Origin of the sequence: Stappia stellulata DSM 5886, assembly GCF_000423705.1 — a bacterium.
In the GTDB taxonomy this organism is placed as follows: Bacteria; Pseudomonadota; Alphaproteobacteria; order Rhizobiales; family Stappiaceae; genus Stappia; species Stappia stellulata.
The window spans coordinates 122,680-139,710 of the sequence record NZ_AUIM01000012.1 but is presented as its reverse complement, the minus strand read 5'-3'; the positions used below and the strand labels follow the sequence as shown (position 1 = coordinate 139,710).

The following is a 17,031-nucleotide window of genomic DNA, read 5'->3' as shown; positions in this document are numbered from 1 at the left end:
GTCCCCCCTAAAGAACCTTGCCCTTGAGCAGCCCGGTCGGGCGCACAAGCAGCATGAGCAGCAGGATCGCAAAGGCCGTCGCGGCCTTGTATTCGGTCGGCAGGAACAGCGTCGACATCTCCTCCGCGATGCCGACGATCAACCCGCCCAGGACCGCACCCTCGACGCGCCCGACACCGCCCAGGATGGCGGCGGCGAACATCGGCAGCAGCATGGTCCAGCCCATCATCGCCTTGAGCTCGTAGTTGAGCCCGAGGAAGACGCCGGCGGCCGCGCACAGGCCGCCGACGATGATCCAGGTCAGCATCACGACCTTCTTGTTGTCGACGCCCGACAGCAACGCGAGATCCGGATTGTCGGACATCGCCCGCATTGCCTTGCCCCACTTGCTTTGCTGGAGAAAGACGTGAAGCGCCAGCACCAGGCCGATCATCGCGAAGATGGTGATCAGCTCGCGGTCGCGGAGGCGGATACCGAACCATACGTCGGGACGCACGATGCCGCGGGTATAGGTCTCCGAATCCACGCCCCACACCACCTGGACAATGGCCCGCACCATCAGCGCCACGCCGAGCGAGGCCATCACGGTGACGATTTTCGGCCGTTCCCGCAGATAGGCGTAGAAGGCCTTGTCGATCATCACGGCGGCCGCGGCCGTCAGAACCATGGCGACCGGAAGCGCGACATAGGGCGAGACCCCGCCAAGCGTCACGGCGCCCAGCGCAAGGAAGGCGCCCAGCGTCGCCAGATCGCCATGCGCCAGATGCGCATAGCGCAGGATGGAGAAGACGAGCGTGATGCCGACCGCGCCCAGCGCATAGATCGAGCCGATCACGATGCCCGGCACGAGATAGAAGTTGATGATTTCCAGCGCGCCCATCGCACTCACCCTCCGAGGAACATGTCTGCGACGTCGCGGTCGGCGAGGAGATCCGCGCCGGTGCCTTCGTGGCGGTTGGCGCCGGCGGCGAGCACATAGCCGCGATCGGCGAAGGCCAGCGCCTGCTTGGCGTGCTGCTCGACCAGGACGATGGTGACGCCGGTGTCGCGCACGTCCCGGCAGATCTGGAAGATCTGCTCCATGTAGCGCGGCGACAGGCCCGCCGTCGGCTCGTCGAGAAGCAGGAGCTTCGGCTCCAGCATCAGCGCGCGGCCCATGGCCACCATCTGCCGCTGACCGCCCGACAGGTTGCCGGCGAGCGCCTTGCGGCGTTCCTTCAGGTCGGGAAACAGCGTGTAGACCCGGTCGTAGGCAGCCGACAGATCGCCGGTGCGCAGGAAGGCCCCCATCTCCAGATTCTCGTGCACCGTCATTTCGCGAAAGACGTTGCTGACCTGCGGCACGTAGCACACGCCGGCCTCGACGATGCGATTGGGCTCCCAGCCGGTGATTTCGGTGCCGTCAACGGTGATCGACCCGCCACGCACCTTGAGAAGGCCGAAGATCGCCTTCATCGCGGTCGACTTGCCGGCGCCGTTGGGACCGACGATCACGACGATCTCCGCCTTGGCCGCGCGCATCGACACGCCTTGCAGGACGTTGGCATCGCCATAGCCGCCAACCAGGTCCCGCATCACGAGAATGTCGCTCATGCAGCGTCTCCGACCGTCTCGCCCAGATAGGCTTCCAGCACCCTGGGGTCGGAGCGCACGGTTGCGAAATCGCCCTGGATCAGCACCCGCCCCTCCGCCATGCAGATCACCGGATCGCAGAGTTTCTCAATCATTTCCATATCGTGCTCGATCAGGATGAAGGTGTAGCCGCGCTCCCTGTTCAGGATCGCGATCTTTTCCTCAAGCTTGCGCAAAAGCGTGCGGTTGACGCCGGCGGCCGGCTCGTCGAGGAGCACCAGCCGCGCATCCGTCATCATGGTGCGGCCCAGTTCCAGGAGCTTCTTCTGACCGCCGGACAGATTGCCGGCGCGCTCGTTGGCCAGATGCGAAAGCTCCAGGAAATCCAGCGCCTCCTCGGCGCGTGCCCGCACGCGAGCCTCGGTTTCGCGCACCCGGCCATAGCTCAGCCAGTTGGCGACGAGGCTTTCGCCCGCCTGCGCCGGCGGCACCATCATCAGGTTCTCCAACGCGGTCAGGCGATGGAACTCATGGGGAATCTGGAAGGTCCGCACCAGACCGCGATGGAACCGCTTGTCGGTGGAAAGCTTCGTGATCGTCTTGCCCAGATAGCGGATCGACCCCTCGGTCGGGGGAAACGCTCCGGCAATGAGATTGAACAATGTGGTCTTGCCGGCCCCGTTCGGGCCGATCAGTCCGGTGATCGACCCTTCATGCACCTCAAAGGAGCAATGATCGACCGCGCGAAACCCGCCATAGTCCATGACCAGGCGGTCCACCTCCAGCATAAGCTCTCCCAAGCCCATCGCCTCCCTCGTGTGTTCTGGCGGTCTGTCGTTGCGCCGCCTTCGTTGTGTCCCCCCTTGCGCCTCTTCTTCAGAGAGGTCGCAAGACGGCGCGCACCGGCGCCGCATCAAGTCCTTCTAACTTCAATGGCGGCGCGATCAACTCATAATCCCCGTCATCCGCCATATGGAGCGCAAGATTCTCCAGAATGCGCATGTCGTGCTTGCGCACCGCCATATGCGCCGGAAGCGCCTTGGAGGTTTCCGGATCCACCGACGGCACATCGACGCCGATCAACCGCACGCCCCTCGCCGCCAGAAGCTCCACCGTTTCAGGCGCCAGCGCGCGAAACCCCTCGGGCCAGCGCGCCGGATCCAGTCCGTCGGCGAGACGCAGGAGCACGCGCGGCGGAACGCCGTCGAGCCGGTCGGCGATGTCGCCGGGCTGACACAGCGGCCCCTCCCCCCGCGCATCGATCAGCCGTGCCGGACCGATGAAATCCTCAAGCGGCAACGAGGCAATGTCGGCGCCTTGCGCGTCGTAATGCAGCGGCGCGTCGGCATGCGCGCCGCAGTGCGTGGACAGCGACACGCTCGCGACATTCACCGGGCAGTCCGGCGAGATGGCGAAGGTCTGCTCGATCCGGTAGGCCGCGTCGCCCGGAAAGACGGCGACACCCGGCGCAAGCGACGGCGTGATGTCGATCAGACGGGACACGGTGTCTCCTCAGGTGCGGGCGGCGCGGTTTCGCCATCCAGGGTCACAGATCGGCGCGGATATTCCACAATTCCGGGAAAAGGACAACATCGAGCATCCGGCGCAGGTAATTCACGCCCGAGGTGCCTCCCGTGCCGCGTTTGAAGCCGATGACACGTTCCACGGTGGTGACATGGTTGAAGCGCCAGCGCCGGAAATAGTCCTCGAAGTCGACCAGCTTCTCGGCAAGCTCGTACAGCGGCCAGTGCTGGCGCGGGTCCTTGTAGACCTCGATCCAGGCGGCATGGACGCTGGCGTTCTTCGAATAGGGCTCGCCCGGATCCCGTGCGAGGTGTTCCGCGTCGATCGTGAAGCCCGAGCGCGCCAACAGCCGGATCGCCTCGTCGTAGATGCTGGTTTCCAGCCGCAGTTCATTGAGCCAGTGATGGACGCGCGGCACATGTTCGTGCGGGCGCAACATCGCGGCATTCTTGTTTCCCGCGAGAAACTCGATGGCCCGGTACTGATGCGACTGGAAGCCGGAGGACTGGCCGAGATCCTCGCGAAAGTCGGTGTATTCGGAAGGCGTCATCGTGCGCAGAACCTGCCAGGCCCCGGTCAGCTGCTCGAAGATCCGCGCCACCCGCGTCAGCATCTTGAAGGCCGGCGGCAGGTCGTCGGAGGCAATCTGCCGTTTCGCCGCGACCAGTTCGTGGATCGCGAGCTTCATCCAAAGCTCCGACGTTTGATGCTGGATGATGAACAGCATCTCGTCGTGCGCTTCGGACAGGGGATTTTGTGACGTCAGGATCCGGTTGAGGCACAGGTAGTCGCCATAGGACATGCGCCCGTCGAATTCCATCTCCGCCCCGTCCGTCTCCGGATCGAAGGGTGTCAACAGCTTGTCGCGCGGCCCGGATGTATCGCTCATGTCACCTTGGCCTTCTTGTGGAATTCGGGCGTGTCCCAGGCGCGGGTCTTCACGATGTCCTCGAGAATGTCGCAAGCGGCCAGAATATCGGCATGCGACAGATAGAGCGGCGTGAAGCCGAAACGCACGACGTCGGGCGCACGGAAATCGCCGATGACACCGCGCGCGATCAGCGCCCGCATCAGGGCATAACCGTTCTCGAAGCGGAAGGAGACCTGGCTGCCGCGCGCATGCGGGTCGCGCGGGCTGGCAAGCTCCAGTTCCGGGCAACGGCGCTCGATCTCGGCCCGGAACAACTCGCTCAGGCTGATCGATTTCTTGCGCAACACGCCCATGTCGACATCGGCGAAGGCGTCGAGTGCCTTGTCGAGCGCGGAGAGCGAGAGCACCGGGGGCGTGCCGACCCGCATGCGCCCGATGCCGGTGTCGGCGCGAAAGTCGAGATCGAAGGCGAACGGCGCCTCATGGCCCATCCAGCCGGTGAGCGGGGGCGTGACCTTGTCCTGCAGGCCGGCTGCGACATAGAGAAACGCCGGCGCGCCGGGGCCGCCGTTCAGATACTTGTAGCCGCAACCGACCGCGAAATCGGCACCGCAGGCGTCAAGCTCGACAGGAAGAGCGCCGGCGGAATGGGCCAGATCCCAGACGGCCAGCGCGCCAACCTGATGCGCGCGTTTCGTCAGCGCCGCCATGTCGTGCAGGCGACCGGTCTTGTAGTCGACCTGTGTCAGCATCACGACGGCGATGCTTTCGTCGATCGCGCCCTCGACCGCCTCGGGGTCGACGATCTTCAACTCATGTCCGCGATCCAGCAGATCGCGCAGCCCCTGGGCCATGTAAAGATCGGTCGGGAAATTGCCGTTGTCGGAAAGGATCACCTTGCGGTCCGGACGCAGCGCAAGCGCGGCCGCCAGCACCTTGAACACATTGACGGAGGTGTTGTCGCAGGCGGTGACCGTGCCGGGCGCGGCGCCGACGATCGGAGCGATCTTGTCGCCGACGCGCTGCGGCAGGTCGATCCAGTCATGATCGTTCCAGGCCCGGATCAGGCTGGTGCCCCATTCCTCCTGCACGACCTTCTGGACATGCGCCGGCACGGCGGCCGGCAACACGCCCAGCGAATTGCCGTCGAGATACAAAACACCGTCGGGAATGGTGAAAAGGTCGCGCTTCGCGGCGAGCGGATCGTTCTCGTCGAGACGGCGCGCATCCGCGCCCTGGGTCGTGAGCATGTCGGTCGTCCTGGTCACTCGGTCGCACCGCCTGCGCGGCGCCTCCCGCCGGATGAAGCGCTTTGGGCGACCTTCGGCGGTGGATGAAGTGCCGTCACCCTAGCAAGCAGGATGACGGAGCTCAATATATTATATATAATTTCTTGTATTATATTTTCTGCTGCACATTTTCGGCCGCGATCGCTTCGGCCGGATGCAACAGCGACCGCATCGCGGGTTCAAAACCGCCGCAAGGGACACCGGGAATGGCAAAGACAGACGAGGCCTTCGAACGGCTCAAGGCCGACATTCTCAACGCCGCGCTGCTCGCCGGTTCGCCGCTGGTTGTCGCCACGCTGACCGAGCGCTACGGCCTTGGCTGGACGCCGCTGCGCGAGGCGCTGTCGCGGCTGGAGGCGGAAGGTCTGGTCGTCTCGGAGCGCAACCGGGGCTACCGGGTCGCGCCCGTCTCCGCGTCCTCGATCCGCGATCTCCAGGTCGGGCGCCAGGCCGCGGAGGAAGCCCTGCTTGCCCGCTCCATCGCCTCCGGCGACGCGGAATGGGAGGGCCGCATCGTCGCCGCCCATCACGCCTTCGCCCGCACGCCGGTGCCCGGCCCCGGCGTCGGCGCCTCCGCCATGGCCGAATGGGAGCTTCGTCACGAGAGCTTTCACGACGCGCTCCTGTCGGCCGGCGCCTCCGCCTGCCTGAACCGCTTTCAGCGCCAGATCACCGAGCAGCTGCGCCGTCACCACCGCCACATGCTGTTCGATCCGACCGCCCACCGCGAGTTGGATACGGCCGCGCGCACAGCCTTTACCGAACTGGTCAGGGGCACGCTCGGCCTCGCCCATCACACCCGGATGATGGAGGCAACGCTGGACCGCGACACAGCGGCCGCCGTGGCGTTGCTGCGCGAGCACATCGGTTTCTCGCTCGCCATCTATGCGTTCCTGTGGCCGGACGACGCCTCAAGCCCCTGAAAACGTCACGCATCCTTTTGTTTGCGTCATTGCCGCACTGCACGGATGACGGGCCGCGATTCGCACGCCATGATCCCGCCCGCCGCCATCGCGCGGCAGCGATGACAGAAGCGGGAGGGGTTCGTGTTCATCAGCGTGTTCGACATCTTCAAGATCGGCATCGGGCCGTCGTCATCCCACACGATGGGACCGATGGTGGCCGCCGGACGGTTTTTGCAGGAGCTGCGTGACGGCGGCCTCGCGCCCGCGCGCATCGCGGTTTCGCTGCACGGATCGCTCGCCTTCACCGGCAAGGGGCATGCCAGCGACCGGGCGATCTGCCTGGGCCTTGCCGGCCACGACCCCGCGACCATCGATCCCGACGACGTCGACGCGGAGATGGAGCGGCTCGCCCGCGACTGCACGCTGGAGGTCGACGGCATCGGACCGATTGCCTTCGATCCGGCGAATGATCTCGTCTTCGACTACGGCCCGCCGCTGGCCGGCCATGCCAACGGCATGATCTTTCGCGCGCTCGACGCCAACGGCAAGGCGATCGCCGAGGACACGCTCTATTCCGTCGGCGGCGGCTTCGTCGTCAGCGCGGAGGAGCTTGCCGCCCAGGACGACCTGATGACCCAGACGCAGGAAGCCGGCGCGCCCTACCCCTTCGGATCGGCCAAGGAAATGCTGAAGATGGGGGCCGACAGCGGGCTTGCGATCGCGGACATGAAACGCGCCAATGAGGCGGCCCGCGCGCCTCAGGGGATCGACTTCGACCTCGATGCGGAGCTCGACCGGATCTGGGACGCGATGAACGCCTGCCTGCAGCGCGGCCTGGCGCGCGAGGGCGAACTGCCGGGCGGACTGAAGGTGAAGCGCCGCGCCCGCCAGATCCACGAGAAACTCCTGGGGGAAGCCGGCAAGAACCGCCCCTTCCAGCACACGGTGATGGACTGGCTCGGCGTCTATGCCATGGCGGTGAACGAGGAAAACGCCGCCGGCGGCACACTGGTCACCGCCCCCACCAACGGCGCCGCCGGCGTGGTTCCCGCCGTCATCCGCTATTACCTCGACCATTGCCCCGACGGCTGCCGGGCGGGCATTCGCACCTTTCTGCTGGTCGCTGCCGCCATCGGCGGCATCATCAAGGCCAACGCCTCGATTTCGGGTGCGGAGGTCGGCTGCCAGGGCGAAGTCGGCTCGGCCTCGGCGATGGCTGCGGCCGGCCTGTGCGCAGCGCTTGGCGGCAGCAACGAGCAGGTGGAAAACGCCGCCGAAATCGCGCTCGAACATCACCTCGGCATGACCTGCGATCCCATCGGCGGGCTGGTCCAGGTGCCCTGCATCGAGCGCAATGCGCTCGGCGCGGTCAAGGCGGTGACCGCCGCCTCGCTGGCGCTGCGCGGCGACGGCAGCCATTTCGTGCCGCTCGACAGCTGCATCGAGACCATGCGCCAGACCGGCCTCGACATGACCGACAAGTACAAGGAAACCTCAAAGGGCGGCCTCGCGGTCAACGTCGTGGAGTGCTGAGGCGGCACCCGGTCTCGACCGGCCCGTCCGGGGTGCGACGGGACGACCGGCCCGACCGTCCCGCCGGCAGGCCTGAACTCAGGCGCTGCGCACGTCGTCGAGGAAGGTCTCGACCCGCGTCTTGAGCTGTGTGGACTTGTCGCTCAATTCGCCGGCGGTCGCCGTCACCTTGACCGCCGCCGCACCGGTTTCGCCCGCCGCGCGCGTGACCTGCAGGATGTTCGAGGTCACCTGGCCGGTCCCCGCCGCCGCTTCCTCGACATTGCGCGCGATCTCGCGGGTGGCGGAGGTCTGCTCCTCCACCGCCGAGGCAATGCCGGCGGCGATCTCGTTGATCTCGGCGATCGTGGTCCCGATCGACTGGATCGCAGCGACGGCTCCGTCGGTCTCGCTCTGGATACCGCCGATCTGCCGGGCGATATCGTCCGTCGCCTTGGCGGTCTGGCTCGCCAGTTCCTTGACCTCCGCTGCGACGACGGCAAAGCCCTTGCCGGCTTCACCTGCCCGCGCCGCCTCGATGGTGGCGTTCAGCGCCAGCAGGTTGGTCTGTTCCGCAATGGCGGAAATCAGGCTGACCACCTCGCCAATCCGCTGGGCCGCCGACGCCAGGCCCTTCACCTGTTCGTCGGTCTGGGACGCCTGATCGACGGCGTGGCCGGCGATCTCGGCCGACTGCGAGACCTGGCGTGCGATCTCCTGGATCGAGCTCGACAACTCCTCCGTCGCGCTTGCCACGGTCTGGACATTCGCCGATGCCAGTTCGGCGGCGCTGGCGACAGCGGTCGCCCGGTTGTTGGTGTCGTCGGCGATGCCGGACATCGACGTGGCGGTGCTTTCCATATCCGTCGAGGCACCGGCGACCGCGCCGAGCAGTTCCGACACCCCCACGTCGAACACCCAGGTGATCTCGTCGATCCGCTTCGCGCGCACGTCCCGTGCCCGGACCTCATCCGCGTCGCGCGCCGCCAGTTCCTCCGTCTTGATCATGTTGTTCTTGAACACCAGAACGGCCGCCGCCATGGCGCCCACTTCGTCCCCGCGGTCGGCACCGGGGATCTCCACCGTCTTGTCGCCGTCGGCCAACCGGCCCATTGCCGCGGTCATGCGGGTGACCGGTCTGGAAATCCCGCCGCCGATCAGCAAGCCGAGACCGCCGCCAAGCACGACCGCGATGGCGATGCCGCCGATGATCAGCATGCGCGTGTCGGCCTCGGTCTCGGAGCTCTGCTGCTGGCGGGCGATCTTGAGCGCTTCTTCTTCCGCAGAGAAATCGGCCATCAACTTTCGGAACCGGTCGAAATAGACCTTGCCCCGCGCCTCGCCGACACGCCGTGCCATGTCATCCATCGTCGGCGCATCGCCGATCTCACGACGCAACGCGATCATCGGCTCCACCACCTCGTTCCGCCAGTTCGCGACCGTTGTCTCGACCTCGCGCAGAAGCGCGACCTGGGGCGGATTGTCGCTTACCGTCTCGCGCAGCGCCGACGTCAGTTCGGCGAACCGCGCCGATCCGGCCACGTAAGGCTCCAGAAACGCTTCCTTGCCAGCGAGAAGATAGCCGCGCATGCCGGTTTCCATGTCGACGGCGGCCGCGATGATCTCATTGGCCGCCCCGATCACCTTGAAGGTATGGGTCACCCAGTCGATGGCTGCTTTCGCATTGCCGGCGGCGACCACCGGCTCGCCGAGCAGGCGCTCGAATTCCGCCTCGCGTTCGGCAAGGAGCGTGCGTTCGCGCTCGATAAAGGTCGCGATCTGCGCCCGGAACGTGTCGAAATACGTCTTGCCGCGCGCCTGCCCGACCTGTTTCGCCATGTCGTTCATGGTCTTTGAATCACCGATCTCACGGCGCAAGGCGATTGCCGGCTCGGTGACGTCGGACTGCCACTCACGCAGCAGGTTTTCGACCTCCGCGAGTCTGGCGACCTGCCCCGGATTGTCCGAGACCGTCTCCTGAAGGCTGTCGATCTGTGCATAGGCCGTCGTTTCGCCGGCCCTGTAAGGCTCCAGAAACGCATCCTCGCCGGCAAGCAGATAACCGCGCATGCCGGTTTCCATATTCACGGCCGAAGCGATGACGTTCTGGGCTTGCCCAATAACCTCATAGGTGTGATCGACCCAGGAGGAGGCCGTCTTGAGTTTTCCAAGGCTCGAGATCGACAGGATACCGATCACGATCAAGAGAAGGATCGGAAAGGACATCCCCAACAAAATCTTGGGCTTCATCTTGATGGACGACCACTTCATTTCAGGCTCCGCCTCCTGGAGGAAATCGAAAAATATCACGCGCAATATCTGGGATACTTAACGCAATTGCCAAAATTCACCCGATTCGCTAAAAAACAAGTGAATAGGAGAATCCAAAAACGGAAAAAACAAACAGATATTATTATCGCAACTGCGTAATTGTAATTTCTATCGATGACTTCTTTTCAATTTTACTTTCGAACAATAGAAAACCACCAAGAGAGAAAAGAGACCGCACCTTCTGCGCCTGCGAAGTCCGGACCGCACCCGGTTTGCGCGAACCCGACGGCACCCGGTCGCAGACAGGCGCGCGCGGGCCCTGCCCACGCGTCACCCGTCGTCTCGGTGCGGGTCCGCTTCCCGGGTTCAGGCCGGCGAAAAGGCCGCCTCCATCTCGCGGCGGATCCTGACCGCCGGATCGTCGGCGTCGATGGCAACGCTGTCCCAGGTGAGCATCTCGCCTTCCGCGATGTCGCGGGTGAGCCGCACGCCGCTTGCCAGACCGAGCGGCAGGAACCCCTTTGCCAGCGAGACCGCCGCCGGTTGCTGCTTGCCCCAGACGGTTGCCCCGCCCTCGCCGTCGAGCGTGTCGCCGGCCTTGAGCGGCCCCTTTGCGGTTGCCACCACATCGGACACGAAAGCGCCCGGCACGCCGGTCGGCTCGCGCCTGAGCACGGCCGAGGCGACCGAAAGCCCGAGTTCCATTCCGATCATGTGGGTCGGACGGTAAAGCGTGGCGAAGCGCCCGCTCTCGTCTTCAAGCATGTGGTACTCGCGAAAGCACTGGCGGGCGTAATCCGTCTCGCCCTCGATGACGACAAAGGTGCCCATCGCCAGATGGTGCGGCACGTTTTCGCCCGCACGGGTGAGCGAGGAGACGACCTCCGTCGTTCCCGACAGCGCCAGCGTGCCGCCGGCGTCCTTCGGCTTGCAGACGGAGGAGAGTTCAAACCGGCTTGCCGGGGGAAACGCCAGTCCGTCCGGCTGCGGCACCAGGCCGGTCGCGTTGCAGACCGCCGTCATCTCGATCCCGGACTTGGTGCCGTCCAGGAAGGAATTGAACATCTTCGGGTTGATCATGCTGCGGTCGGTGATGTCGAGATATTGCGTCAGCACATCCCAGACCGTATCGGGCGTGAGCTGGTGATAGCCCGGCAGATAGCGCGTGCCCTTGCCGGCGCAGACGACCTTGAAGCCGCAGGTCCGCGCCCAGTCGACATGCTCGCAAATCAGCGCCGGCTGGTCGCCCCAGGCGAGCGAATAGACGACACCGGCAGCCTTCGCCTTGCGGGCGAGAAGCGGGCCGGCCAGAACGTCCGCCTCGACATTGACCATCACCACATGCTTGCCGGCGTCGATGATCGCAAGGCAATGGCGGATGCCGACGGCCGGGTCGCCGGTCGCCTCGATCACCACGTCGATGCGGCCGTCGGCCAGCACCGGCGCCAGCGCGTCGGTGACGAAGGTCGCGCCCGAGGCCATCGCCGCGTCGAGCGAGGGCGCGTTGCCCTGCTCCTGCGGCCAGCCGCAGGTTGCAAGCGTCCTGCGGGCGCGGGTCGGATCGAGATCGACGATGGCGGCGACATGAACGCCCGCCGTAAGCCGCGCCTGGGTCAGATACATGGAGCCGAATTTGCCGGCGCCGATCAGGGCGACACGCACCGGGTTTCCTGCCTCGGCGCGGTCTGCGAGCATGTGCGAAAGATTCATTGTGTCCTCCCTTGATCGCACAATGCGCGAAAAAATCGCCGTGGTACAAGGCGACGATCGATTTGACAGCGAAACCGGACCCGACGGCGCGACATGCAAGACGACACGCCCTTTCTCATCCTGCTTGGCGGAGAGATCACGCCGACCCCGCGTCTCGCCGCGCAGATCGCCGGCCACCGCGTGATTGCCGCCGATGGCGGCATGCGCCACGCGGCCGCACTCGGGGTCACGCCGGAACTGTGGGTGGGGGACTTCGATTCCAGCGACGAACGGCTGGCCCGCGACTGGGCGCATGTTCCGCGCCAGTCCCATCCGGAAGACAAGGACATGACAGACGGCGAACTCGCCGTCGCGGAAGCGCTGGCACGCGGTGCGAGCCGTCTGGTCATCGCCGGCGCGCTCGGCGGACCGCGCTCCGACCACGCGGTCCACAATCTGCTGCACGGCATCAGCCTGCACGCCGGCGGTCTGCCGGTGATGATGACCAGCGGCACGGAGGAAGCCTGGCCGCTGATGCAAGGCAATCAGACCGTCGGCCTGCCGGCGGGCACTCTGTTTTCCGTGCTCGCCTTTTCCGATCTGGCGGCCCTGAGCCTTGGCGGGGTGGACTGGCCGCTCATCGACCGCAACGTGACGATGGGCCAGTCGCTGACGCTGTCCAACCGCGTTGCCGCCGGCAATGACGCCGGTGTCAACGTGTCGCTTCGCTCCGGCACGGCGGTGCTTCTGGCCCGCCCCGGCGCCGATGGAACCGCCGCGAACGCGTGACGGACGGGACGCTCAGGCCCCGTCGGTCGTTTCGCTCGACCAGCGCGTCATGCGCCGCGTGAAAGCGGAAACGGCGGCATAGAGCACCACCGCAAAGAGCGCGAGCACGAAGAGCGAGGCGAACATCAGGTCCGTCTTGGCGCGTCCGTTGGCAAGCAGCATGAGGTAGCCAAGCCCCTTGGAGGCGCCGACCCACTCGCCAATGACAGCCCCGATGGGAGCGTAGACCGCCGCAAGCCGCAAGCCCGACCCGAAAGCCGGAAGTGCCGCCGGAAGCCTCAGGAACAGGAGTGTGCGCGCGGGCGGCGCGCCCATGGTGCGGGCGAGATCGAGCAAGCCCGGATCGGTGCGGCGCAACCCGTCGTAGAAGGTCGAGACCACCGGGAAATAGATGATCAGCAGCGCCATCGCGATCTTGGAGGCCATGCCGTAGCCGAACCACAGCGTCAGGATCGGCGCCAGCGCGAAGACCGGCACCGCCTGGCTGAACACCATGATCGGCAGCGCCAGACGGCGCGCCAGCGGCGACATCATCAAATGCAGCGCGGTCGCGGCGCCGAGGACCGCACCGAGCACCAGCCCGATCATGACTTCGGCGATGGTGACCCACGCGTTTTCCGCGATCAGCCCGGCATTGGCGACAAGGCTTTCCGCCACACGCCAGGGACCGGGCAGGATGAAGGGCGGCACGGCGGTCACCCAGACCACCGCCTGCCACAGCGCCAGCGCCACACCGGCGGCGAGCACCGCATCGCGTACGCGCTGCAGTCTCGTCACCTCCTCGGAGAATGCCCGTCCCGCGCTCATGCCGGCTCTCCTCTCAGCGCGCGAAACAACCGCACCTGCATGTCCATTGTCTCTTGCGCCTCGACGGGGCGCACGGGGTCGAGCGCGGGCGCCTCGATCTCCGACAGGCCGGATTCCGCGAGAATGAAGATCCGGTGGCCAAGGCGCACGGCTTCGGCCGGATCATGTGTCACCAGCAAGACCGTGCGGCCCTTCAGCGTGTCGAAGGCGAGATCCTGCATTTCCGCACGCGTGCGCGCATCGAGCGCCGCGAAGGGCTCGTCGAGCAGCACGATGGGCCGGTCTTCCATCAAGACGCGGGCAAGCGCGACGCGCTGCCGCATGCCGCCCGAAAGCCGCGCCGGCGCCTTTTCGACGTGATCGGCAAGGCCCACGCGCTCGATGAGATCGCGGGCGCGCGCCCGGTCGATCCGCTCGCCGCGCAAGCGGCTGCCGAGCGTGACATTGCCCATGACATCGAGCCAGGGCGCGAGCAGATCCGTCTGGGCCATGAAGGCGACCCGGCCGGCAACCGGCGCGCCGTCGCTCGCCGAAATCTCGCCGTCGAAACTGCCGCCGGTATCGAGATCGGCGAAAAGCCGCAGGATCGTCGATTTGCCGACACCGGACGGCCCGAGCAGACAGGTCCAGCGCCCCGCCGCCACCGGCAGATCGAGGCCGGAAAACAACGGTCGGCCGGCATGACGAAAATCGCCGCCGAGCCGGAGTGAGGGCGCGGAACCGACAGGGGAAACGGGCGTCTCAGCCTTTGTCACGGATGCCCCTCACACATGACCCCGGAGCCCCATGCCCCAGAAGCCGACCTCAAGCCGCGTCGCGTTGCGGAAACGCGCGGCGATGGCCGCGAAGCGGGGCGTGTCCTGCGGTCGCGCGCCGAGGCGGGCGACCGTCGCCGTCTCGATCAGCGCGCCGACCTTGGCGCAAAGCGCCTGATAGTCGTCACCGGCGTAGGTCTCGATCCACTCGCGATAGGGCGTGTCGGGCGCGGATGTTTCCTGAAGCCGCAAGCCGATCTCGCCATAGCCCATCACGCAAGGGGCAAGGGCTGCGATCAGATCGAGAAAATCGCCCGAAAGCCCGGCATCGGTGACGTAGCGGGTGTAGGCGAGGTTCTCCAGCGCTTCCTCCTCGGCGAGCAGATCCGCCTCCGCGATACCGGCCCTTCCGCAGATCTCGACATGCAGCGACATCTCCGTATTGACCAGCCCGTCGACGATGGCCGCCGCCAGGCGCGCCTCCGCGATCGTATCCGCCTTCACCACCGCCAGCGCCCAGGCGCGGGCGAAGTGGAACAGGAAGATGTAGTCCTGCTTGAGATAATGCAGGAAGGCATCGCGCGGCAGCGTGCCGTCGCCAAGGCCCTTGACGAAGGCGTGACCGGTATAGGCCGGCCATGCCGGTCCGGCCGACGCCCGCCAGGCGGCATAGACCGGCGATCCGAAATCGGGTGCCTCGCTCATGGTGCGGTCACGTCGATGGCGATGTCGGAGACCGGCTTGACCGTCTCGATCAGACCCGCGTCCTTCAGGAATGCCTCGAAGCGCGCGTAGCGGCGATGGTCGAGGGCGGCCGGACGCAGCGCAAAGCGCGGGATCGTGTCGAACCAGGCGCGCTCGTTCAGCTCGTCCTGCAGCTCCTTGGCCGTGCCGGAATAGATGCGGAAGCTCTCTTCCGGGTGGTTGACGATATACTGGGTCGCGCGCTCGGTCGCCTCCAGGAAACGGGCGATCATGTCGGTGTCCATCAGCTCCGGATTGGCGACATAGATCAGTTCGTCATAGGTCGGCGTGCCCTCTTCCTCGATGAAGAAGCAGCGGCCCTTCACGCCCTCGATCTCCATCTGGTTGAGTTCGACATTGCGGTAGGCGCCGATGACCGCGTCGACCTGACCCGACATCACCGACGGCGACAGCGACCAGTTGACGTTGATCATCTCGATATCGTCCATCGTCAGCCCGTGCTTTGCCAGAATGGCGACCATCAGCGCCTCCTCGACGCCGGCGACCGAATAGCCGACCTTGCGGCCCTTCAGGTCGGCGATGGTCTTGACCGGACCGTCGTCGCGGACCATCAGGCAGTTGAGCGGCGAGGCGACCAGCGTGCCGACGCGCTTCAGCGGCAGGCCTTCCGCCACCTGCAGGTGGATCTGCGGCTGATAGGAGATGGCCAGATCCGCCTTGCCGGCGGCCACCATCTTGGGCGGCGCGGACGGGTCGGCCGGGGCGATGACCTCGACCTCGAGGCCTGCATCGGCAAAATAGCCAAGCTCCTGCGCGACGATCACCGGACCGTGGTCGGGGTTGACGTACCAGTCGAGCAGCAGCGTCATCTTGTCGGCTGCCATGGCCGGCATGCTGATCACTATCGACAAAATCAGTGCAAGAATTCGCATTTTCGTGCCTCGTTTCGTGAAACTTGAGAGCGATTGAGTCAGACGCGCGTTGCGTCAAGCCAGGCGCGGACCCGCGCTTCCGGGTCCTCGTTGAGAGTGATATCCGTGACGGCGGAGACGATGTCGGCGCCGGCGGCAAACGCGCCGGGCGCGCGCTCCACGCTCATGCCGCCGATGGCGACGAGCGGGATATCCCCGATTGCCGCCTTCCATTCGGTGAGCTTGTCGAGGCCCTGCTCGGCCCATTTCATCTTCTTCAGGATGGTGGGATAGACCGGCCCGAGGGCGATGTAGTCGGGCGTTGCGGCGAGCGCCGTTTCCAGTTCCGCATGGTCGTGGCTGGAGACGCCCAGACCCAGACCCGCCTTGCGGATCGCGGCGAGGTCGGCGTCGGCCAGGTCTTCCTGACCCAAATGCACGAAGCGGCAGCCTTCCTCGATGGCGATTTGCCAGAAATCGTTGACGACCAGCAGGCAGTCGTGGCGGCGGCAAAGCGCTTCCGCCTCGCGGACTTCGGCGCGGATCTCGTCTTCGGGCCGGTCCTTGATGCGCAATTGCACCAGCCGCACGCCGAGCGGGACGAGGCGCGCGACCCAGGCCGCACTGTCGACGATGGGGTAAAAGGGATCGAGTTTCATTCCAGGAACGCCTTGCCGAGAACGGGGGTGGAGGGAGCGGCCATGTCGCGCGGCTCCAGCGGATCGGCTGCATAAGCCAGCCGGCCGGCCTCGACCGCGCGGGCGAAGGCGTCGGCCATCATCGCCGGGTCGCCGGCCTTGGCGACCGCCGTGTTGAGAAGCACCGCGTCATAACCAAGCTCCATCGCGGCCGCCGCATGCGACGGCAGCCCGAGACCGGCATCGACGATCAGCGGAATGTCGGGAAAATGCGCGCGCAGCGACCGCAACCCGTAGACATTGTTGAGGCCACGCGCGGAGCCGATCGGCGCGCCCCAGGGCATCAGCACCTCGCAGCCGGCCTCGACCAGCCGTTCGGCAACGCCGAGATCCTCGGTGCAATAGGGAAACACCTGGAAGCCGTCATCGGCGAGGATCCGCGCCGCCTCGACCAGACCGAAGACGTCGGGCTGGAGCGTGTCGGCGTCGTTGATCACCTCGAGCTTGACCCAGGACGTGGCGAAGACCTCGCGCGCCATTTGCGCCGTGGTCACCGCCTCCTTGACCGTGTGGCAGCCGGCGGTGTTGGGCAGCACGCGGATGCCGAGATCCCGAATAAAGCCCCAGAAATCCTGCCCGGCGCGTGCCGCCCCCGATTCCCGGCGCAGCGACACGGTGACGATGTCGCAGCGCGCCGCGCGCATGGCGTCTGCCATGATCGCAGGCGAGGGATAGAGCGCGGTGCCGAGCAGCAGCCGGCTTTCGACCGTGTGATCGTAGAGTTTGAGCATGG

At 66.0% G+C, this 17,031-nt stretch carries 17 protein-coding genes; 3 read left to right on the top strand and 14 right to left on the bottom strand.

The window, feature by feature from the left end; all coding sequences use genetic code 11:
* Nucleotides 1-7: 7 nt before the first annotated feature.
* The 6 genes from G572_RS0110385 to kynU form a co-directional block, all read right to left on the bottom strand.
* Complete coding sequence (locus tag G572_RS0110385; protein WP_029058420.1) at nt 8-880, bottom strand: branched-chain amino acid ABC transporter permease; 873 nt, start codon at nt 878-880, stop codon at nt 8-10.
* Nucleotides 881-885: 5 nt separating this feature from the next.
* Entirely contained in the window at nt 886-1,593 is a 708-nt protein-coding gene (locus tag G572_RS0110380; RefSeq protein ID WP_029058419.1) for an ABC transporter ATP-binding protein, read from the bottom strand.
* Complete coding sequence (locus G572_RS0110375; protein ID WP_029058418.1) at nt 1,590-2,360, bottom strand: ABC transporter ATP-binding protein; 771 nt, start codon at nt 2,358-2,360, stop codon at nt 1,590-1,592. Before G572_RS0110375 ends, G572_RS0110380 begins: the two co-directional genes overlap by 4 nt.
* 88 nt (nt 2,361-2,448) lie before the next feature.
* Nucleotides 2,449-3,075: an arylformamidase gene (kynB, locus tag G572_RS0110370; protein WP_029058417.1), complete on the bottom strand. Its 627-nt coding sequence runs from the start codon at nt 3,073-3,075 to the stop codon at nt 2,449-2,451.
* A 43-nt stretch (nt 3,076-3,118) separates the two neighbouring features.
* The gene (kynA, locus tag G572_RS0110365; protein ID WP_051242161.1) at nt 3,119-3,985 is read right to left on the bottom strand and encodes a tryptophan 2,3-dioxygenase; all 867 of its coding nucleotides are present in this window, start codon (nt 3,983-3,985) and stop codon (nt 3,119-3,121) included.
* Nucleotides 3,982-5,217, bottom strand: coding sequence for a kynureninase (kynU, locus tag G572_RS0110360; protein ID WP_029058415.1), 1,236 nt, complete (start codon nt 5,215-5,217; stop codon nt 3,982-3,984). Before kynU ends, kynA begins: the two co-directional genes overlap by 4 nt.
* 245 nt (nt 5,218-5,462) lie before the next feature.
* Between kynU and G572_RS23395 the strand changes: the two genes are divergently transcribed.
* Together G572_RS23395 and G572_RS0110350 are read left to right on the top strand one after the other, a co-directional pair.
* The gene (locus G572_RS23395) at nt 5,463-6,179 is read left to right on the top strand and encodes a GntR family transcriptional regulator (protein WP_037546600.1); all 717 of its coding nucleotides are present in this window, start codon (nt 5,463-5,465) and stop codon (nt 6,177-6,179) included.
* Between the two features lie 123 nt (nt 6,180-6,302).
* A complete protein-coding gene (locus tag G572_RS0110350) occupies nt 6,303-7,694 on the top strand; it encodes an L-serine ammonia-lyase (RefSeq protein WP_029058414.1) in 1,392 nt (463 codons plus the stop codon).
* A 78-nt stretch (nt 7,695-7,772) separates the two neighbouring features.
* Here the strand turns inward: G572_RS0110350 and G572_RS0110345 are convergent, their stop codons facing one another.
* Together G572_RS0110345 and G572_RS0110340 are read right to left on the bottom strand one after the other, a co-directional pair.
* Nucleotides 7,773-9,944, bottom strand: coding sequence for a CHASE3 domain-containing protein (locus tag G572_RS0110345; protein ID WP_156884551.1), 2,172 nt, complete (start codon nt 9,942-9,944; stop codon nt 7,773-7,775).
* Between the two features lie 366 nt (nt 9,945-10,310).
* On the bottom strand, nt 10,311-11,654 hold the full coding sequence (locus G572_RS0110340) for an NAD(P)H-dependent oxidoreductase (RefSeq protein WP_029058412.1): 1,344 nt from the start codon (nt 11,652-11,654) through the stop codon (nt 10,311-10,313).
* A gap of 93 nt (nt 11,655-11,747) precedes the next feature.
* On the opposite strand from G572_RS0110340, the gene G572_RS0110335 reads away from it, so the two are divergent.
* Nucleotides 11,748-12,422, top strand: a complete 675-nt coding sequence (locus G572_RS0110335; protein WP_029058411.1) for a thiamine diphosphokinase — start codon at nt 11,748-11,750, stop codon at nt 12,420-12,422.
* A 12-nt stretch (nt 12,423-12,434) separates the two neighbouring features.
* On the opposite strand, the gene G572_RS0110330 is transcribed toward G572_RS0110335, so the two are convergent.
* Genes G572_RS0110330 through G572_RS0110305 form a run of 6 tightly spaced genes read right to left on the bottom strand, consistent with a single transcriptional unit; the run spans nt 12,435 to nt 17,029 of the window.
* Nucleotides 12,435-13,229: an ABC transporter permease gene (locus G572_RS0110330; RefSeq protein WP_051242157.1), complete on the bottom strand. Its 795-nt coding sequence runs from the start codon at nt 13,227-13,229 to the stop codon at nt 12,435-12,437.
* Nucleotides 13,226-13,984, bottom strand: a complete 759-nt coding sequence (locus G572_RS0110325) for an ABC transporter ATP-binding protein (RefSeq protein ID WP_029058409.1) — start codon at nt 13,982-13,984, stop codon at nt 13,226-13,228. Before G572_RS0110325 ends, G572_RS0110330 begins: the two co-directional genes overlap by 4 nt.
* A 9-nt stretch (nt 13,985-13,993) precedes the next feature.
* Entirely contained in the window at nt 13,994-14,689 is a 696-nt protein-coding gene (tenA, locus tag G572_RS0110320) for a thiaminase II (protein ID WP_029058408.1), read from the bottom strand.
* Nucleotides 14,686-15,621, bottom strand: a complete 936-nt coding sequence (locus G572_RS0110315; protein WP_029058407.1) for an ABC transporter substrate-binding protein — start codon at nt 15,619-15,621, stop codon at nt 14,686-14,688. Before G572_RS0110315 ends, tenA begins: the two co-directional genes overlap by 4 nt.
* Nucleotides 15,622-15,659: 38 nt before the next feature.
* Entirely contained in the window at nt 15,660-16,259 is a 600-nt protein-coding gene (locus tag G572_RS0110310) for a thiamine phosphate synthase (RefSeq protein ID WP_029058406.1), read from the bottom strand.
* Complete coding sequence (locus G572_RS0110305; RefSeq protein ID WP_029058405.1) at nt 16,256-17,029, bottom strand: thiazole synthase; 774 nt, start codon at nt 17,027-17,029, stop codon at nt 16,256-16,258. Before G572_RS0110305 ends, G572_RS0110310 begins: the two co-directional genes overlap by 4 nt.
* Between the last annotated feature and the right edge of the window lie 2 nt (nt 17,030-17,031).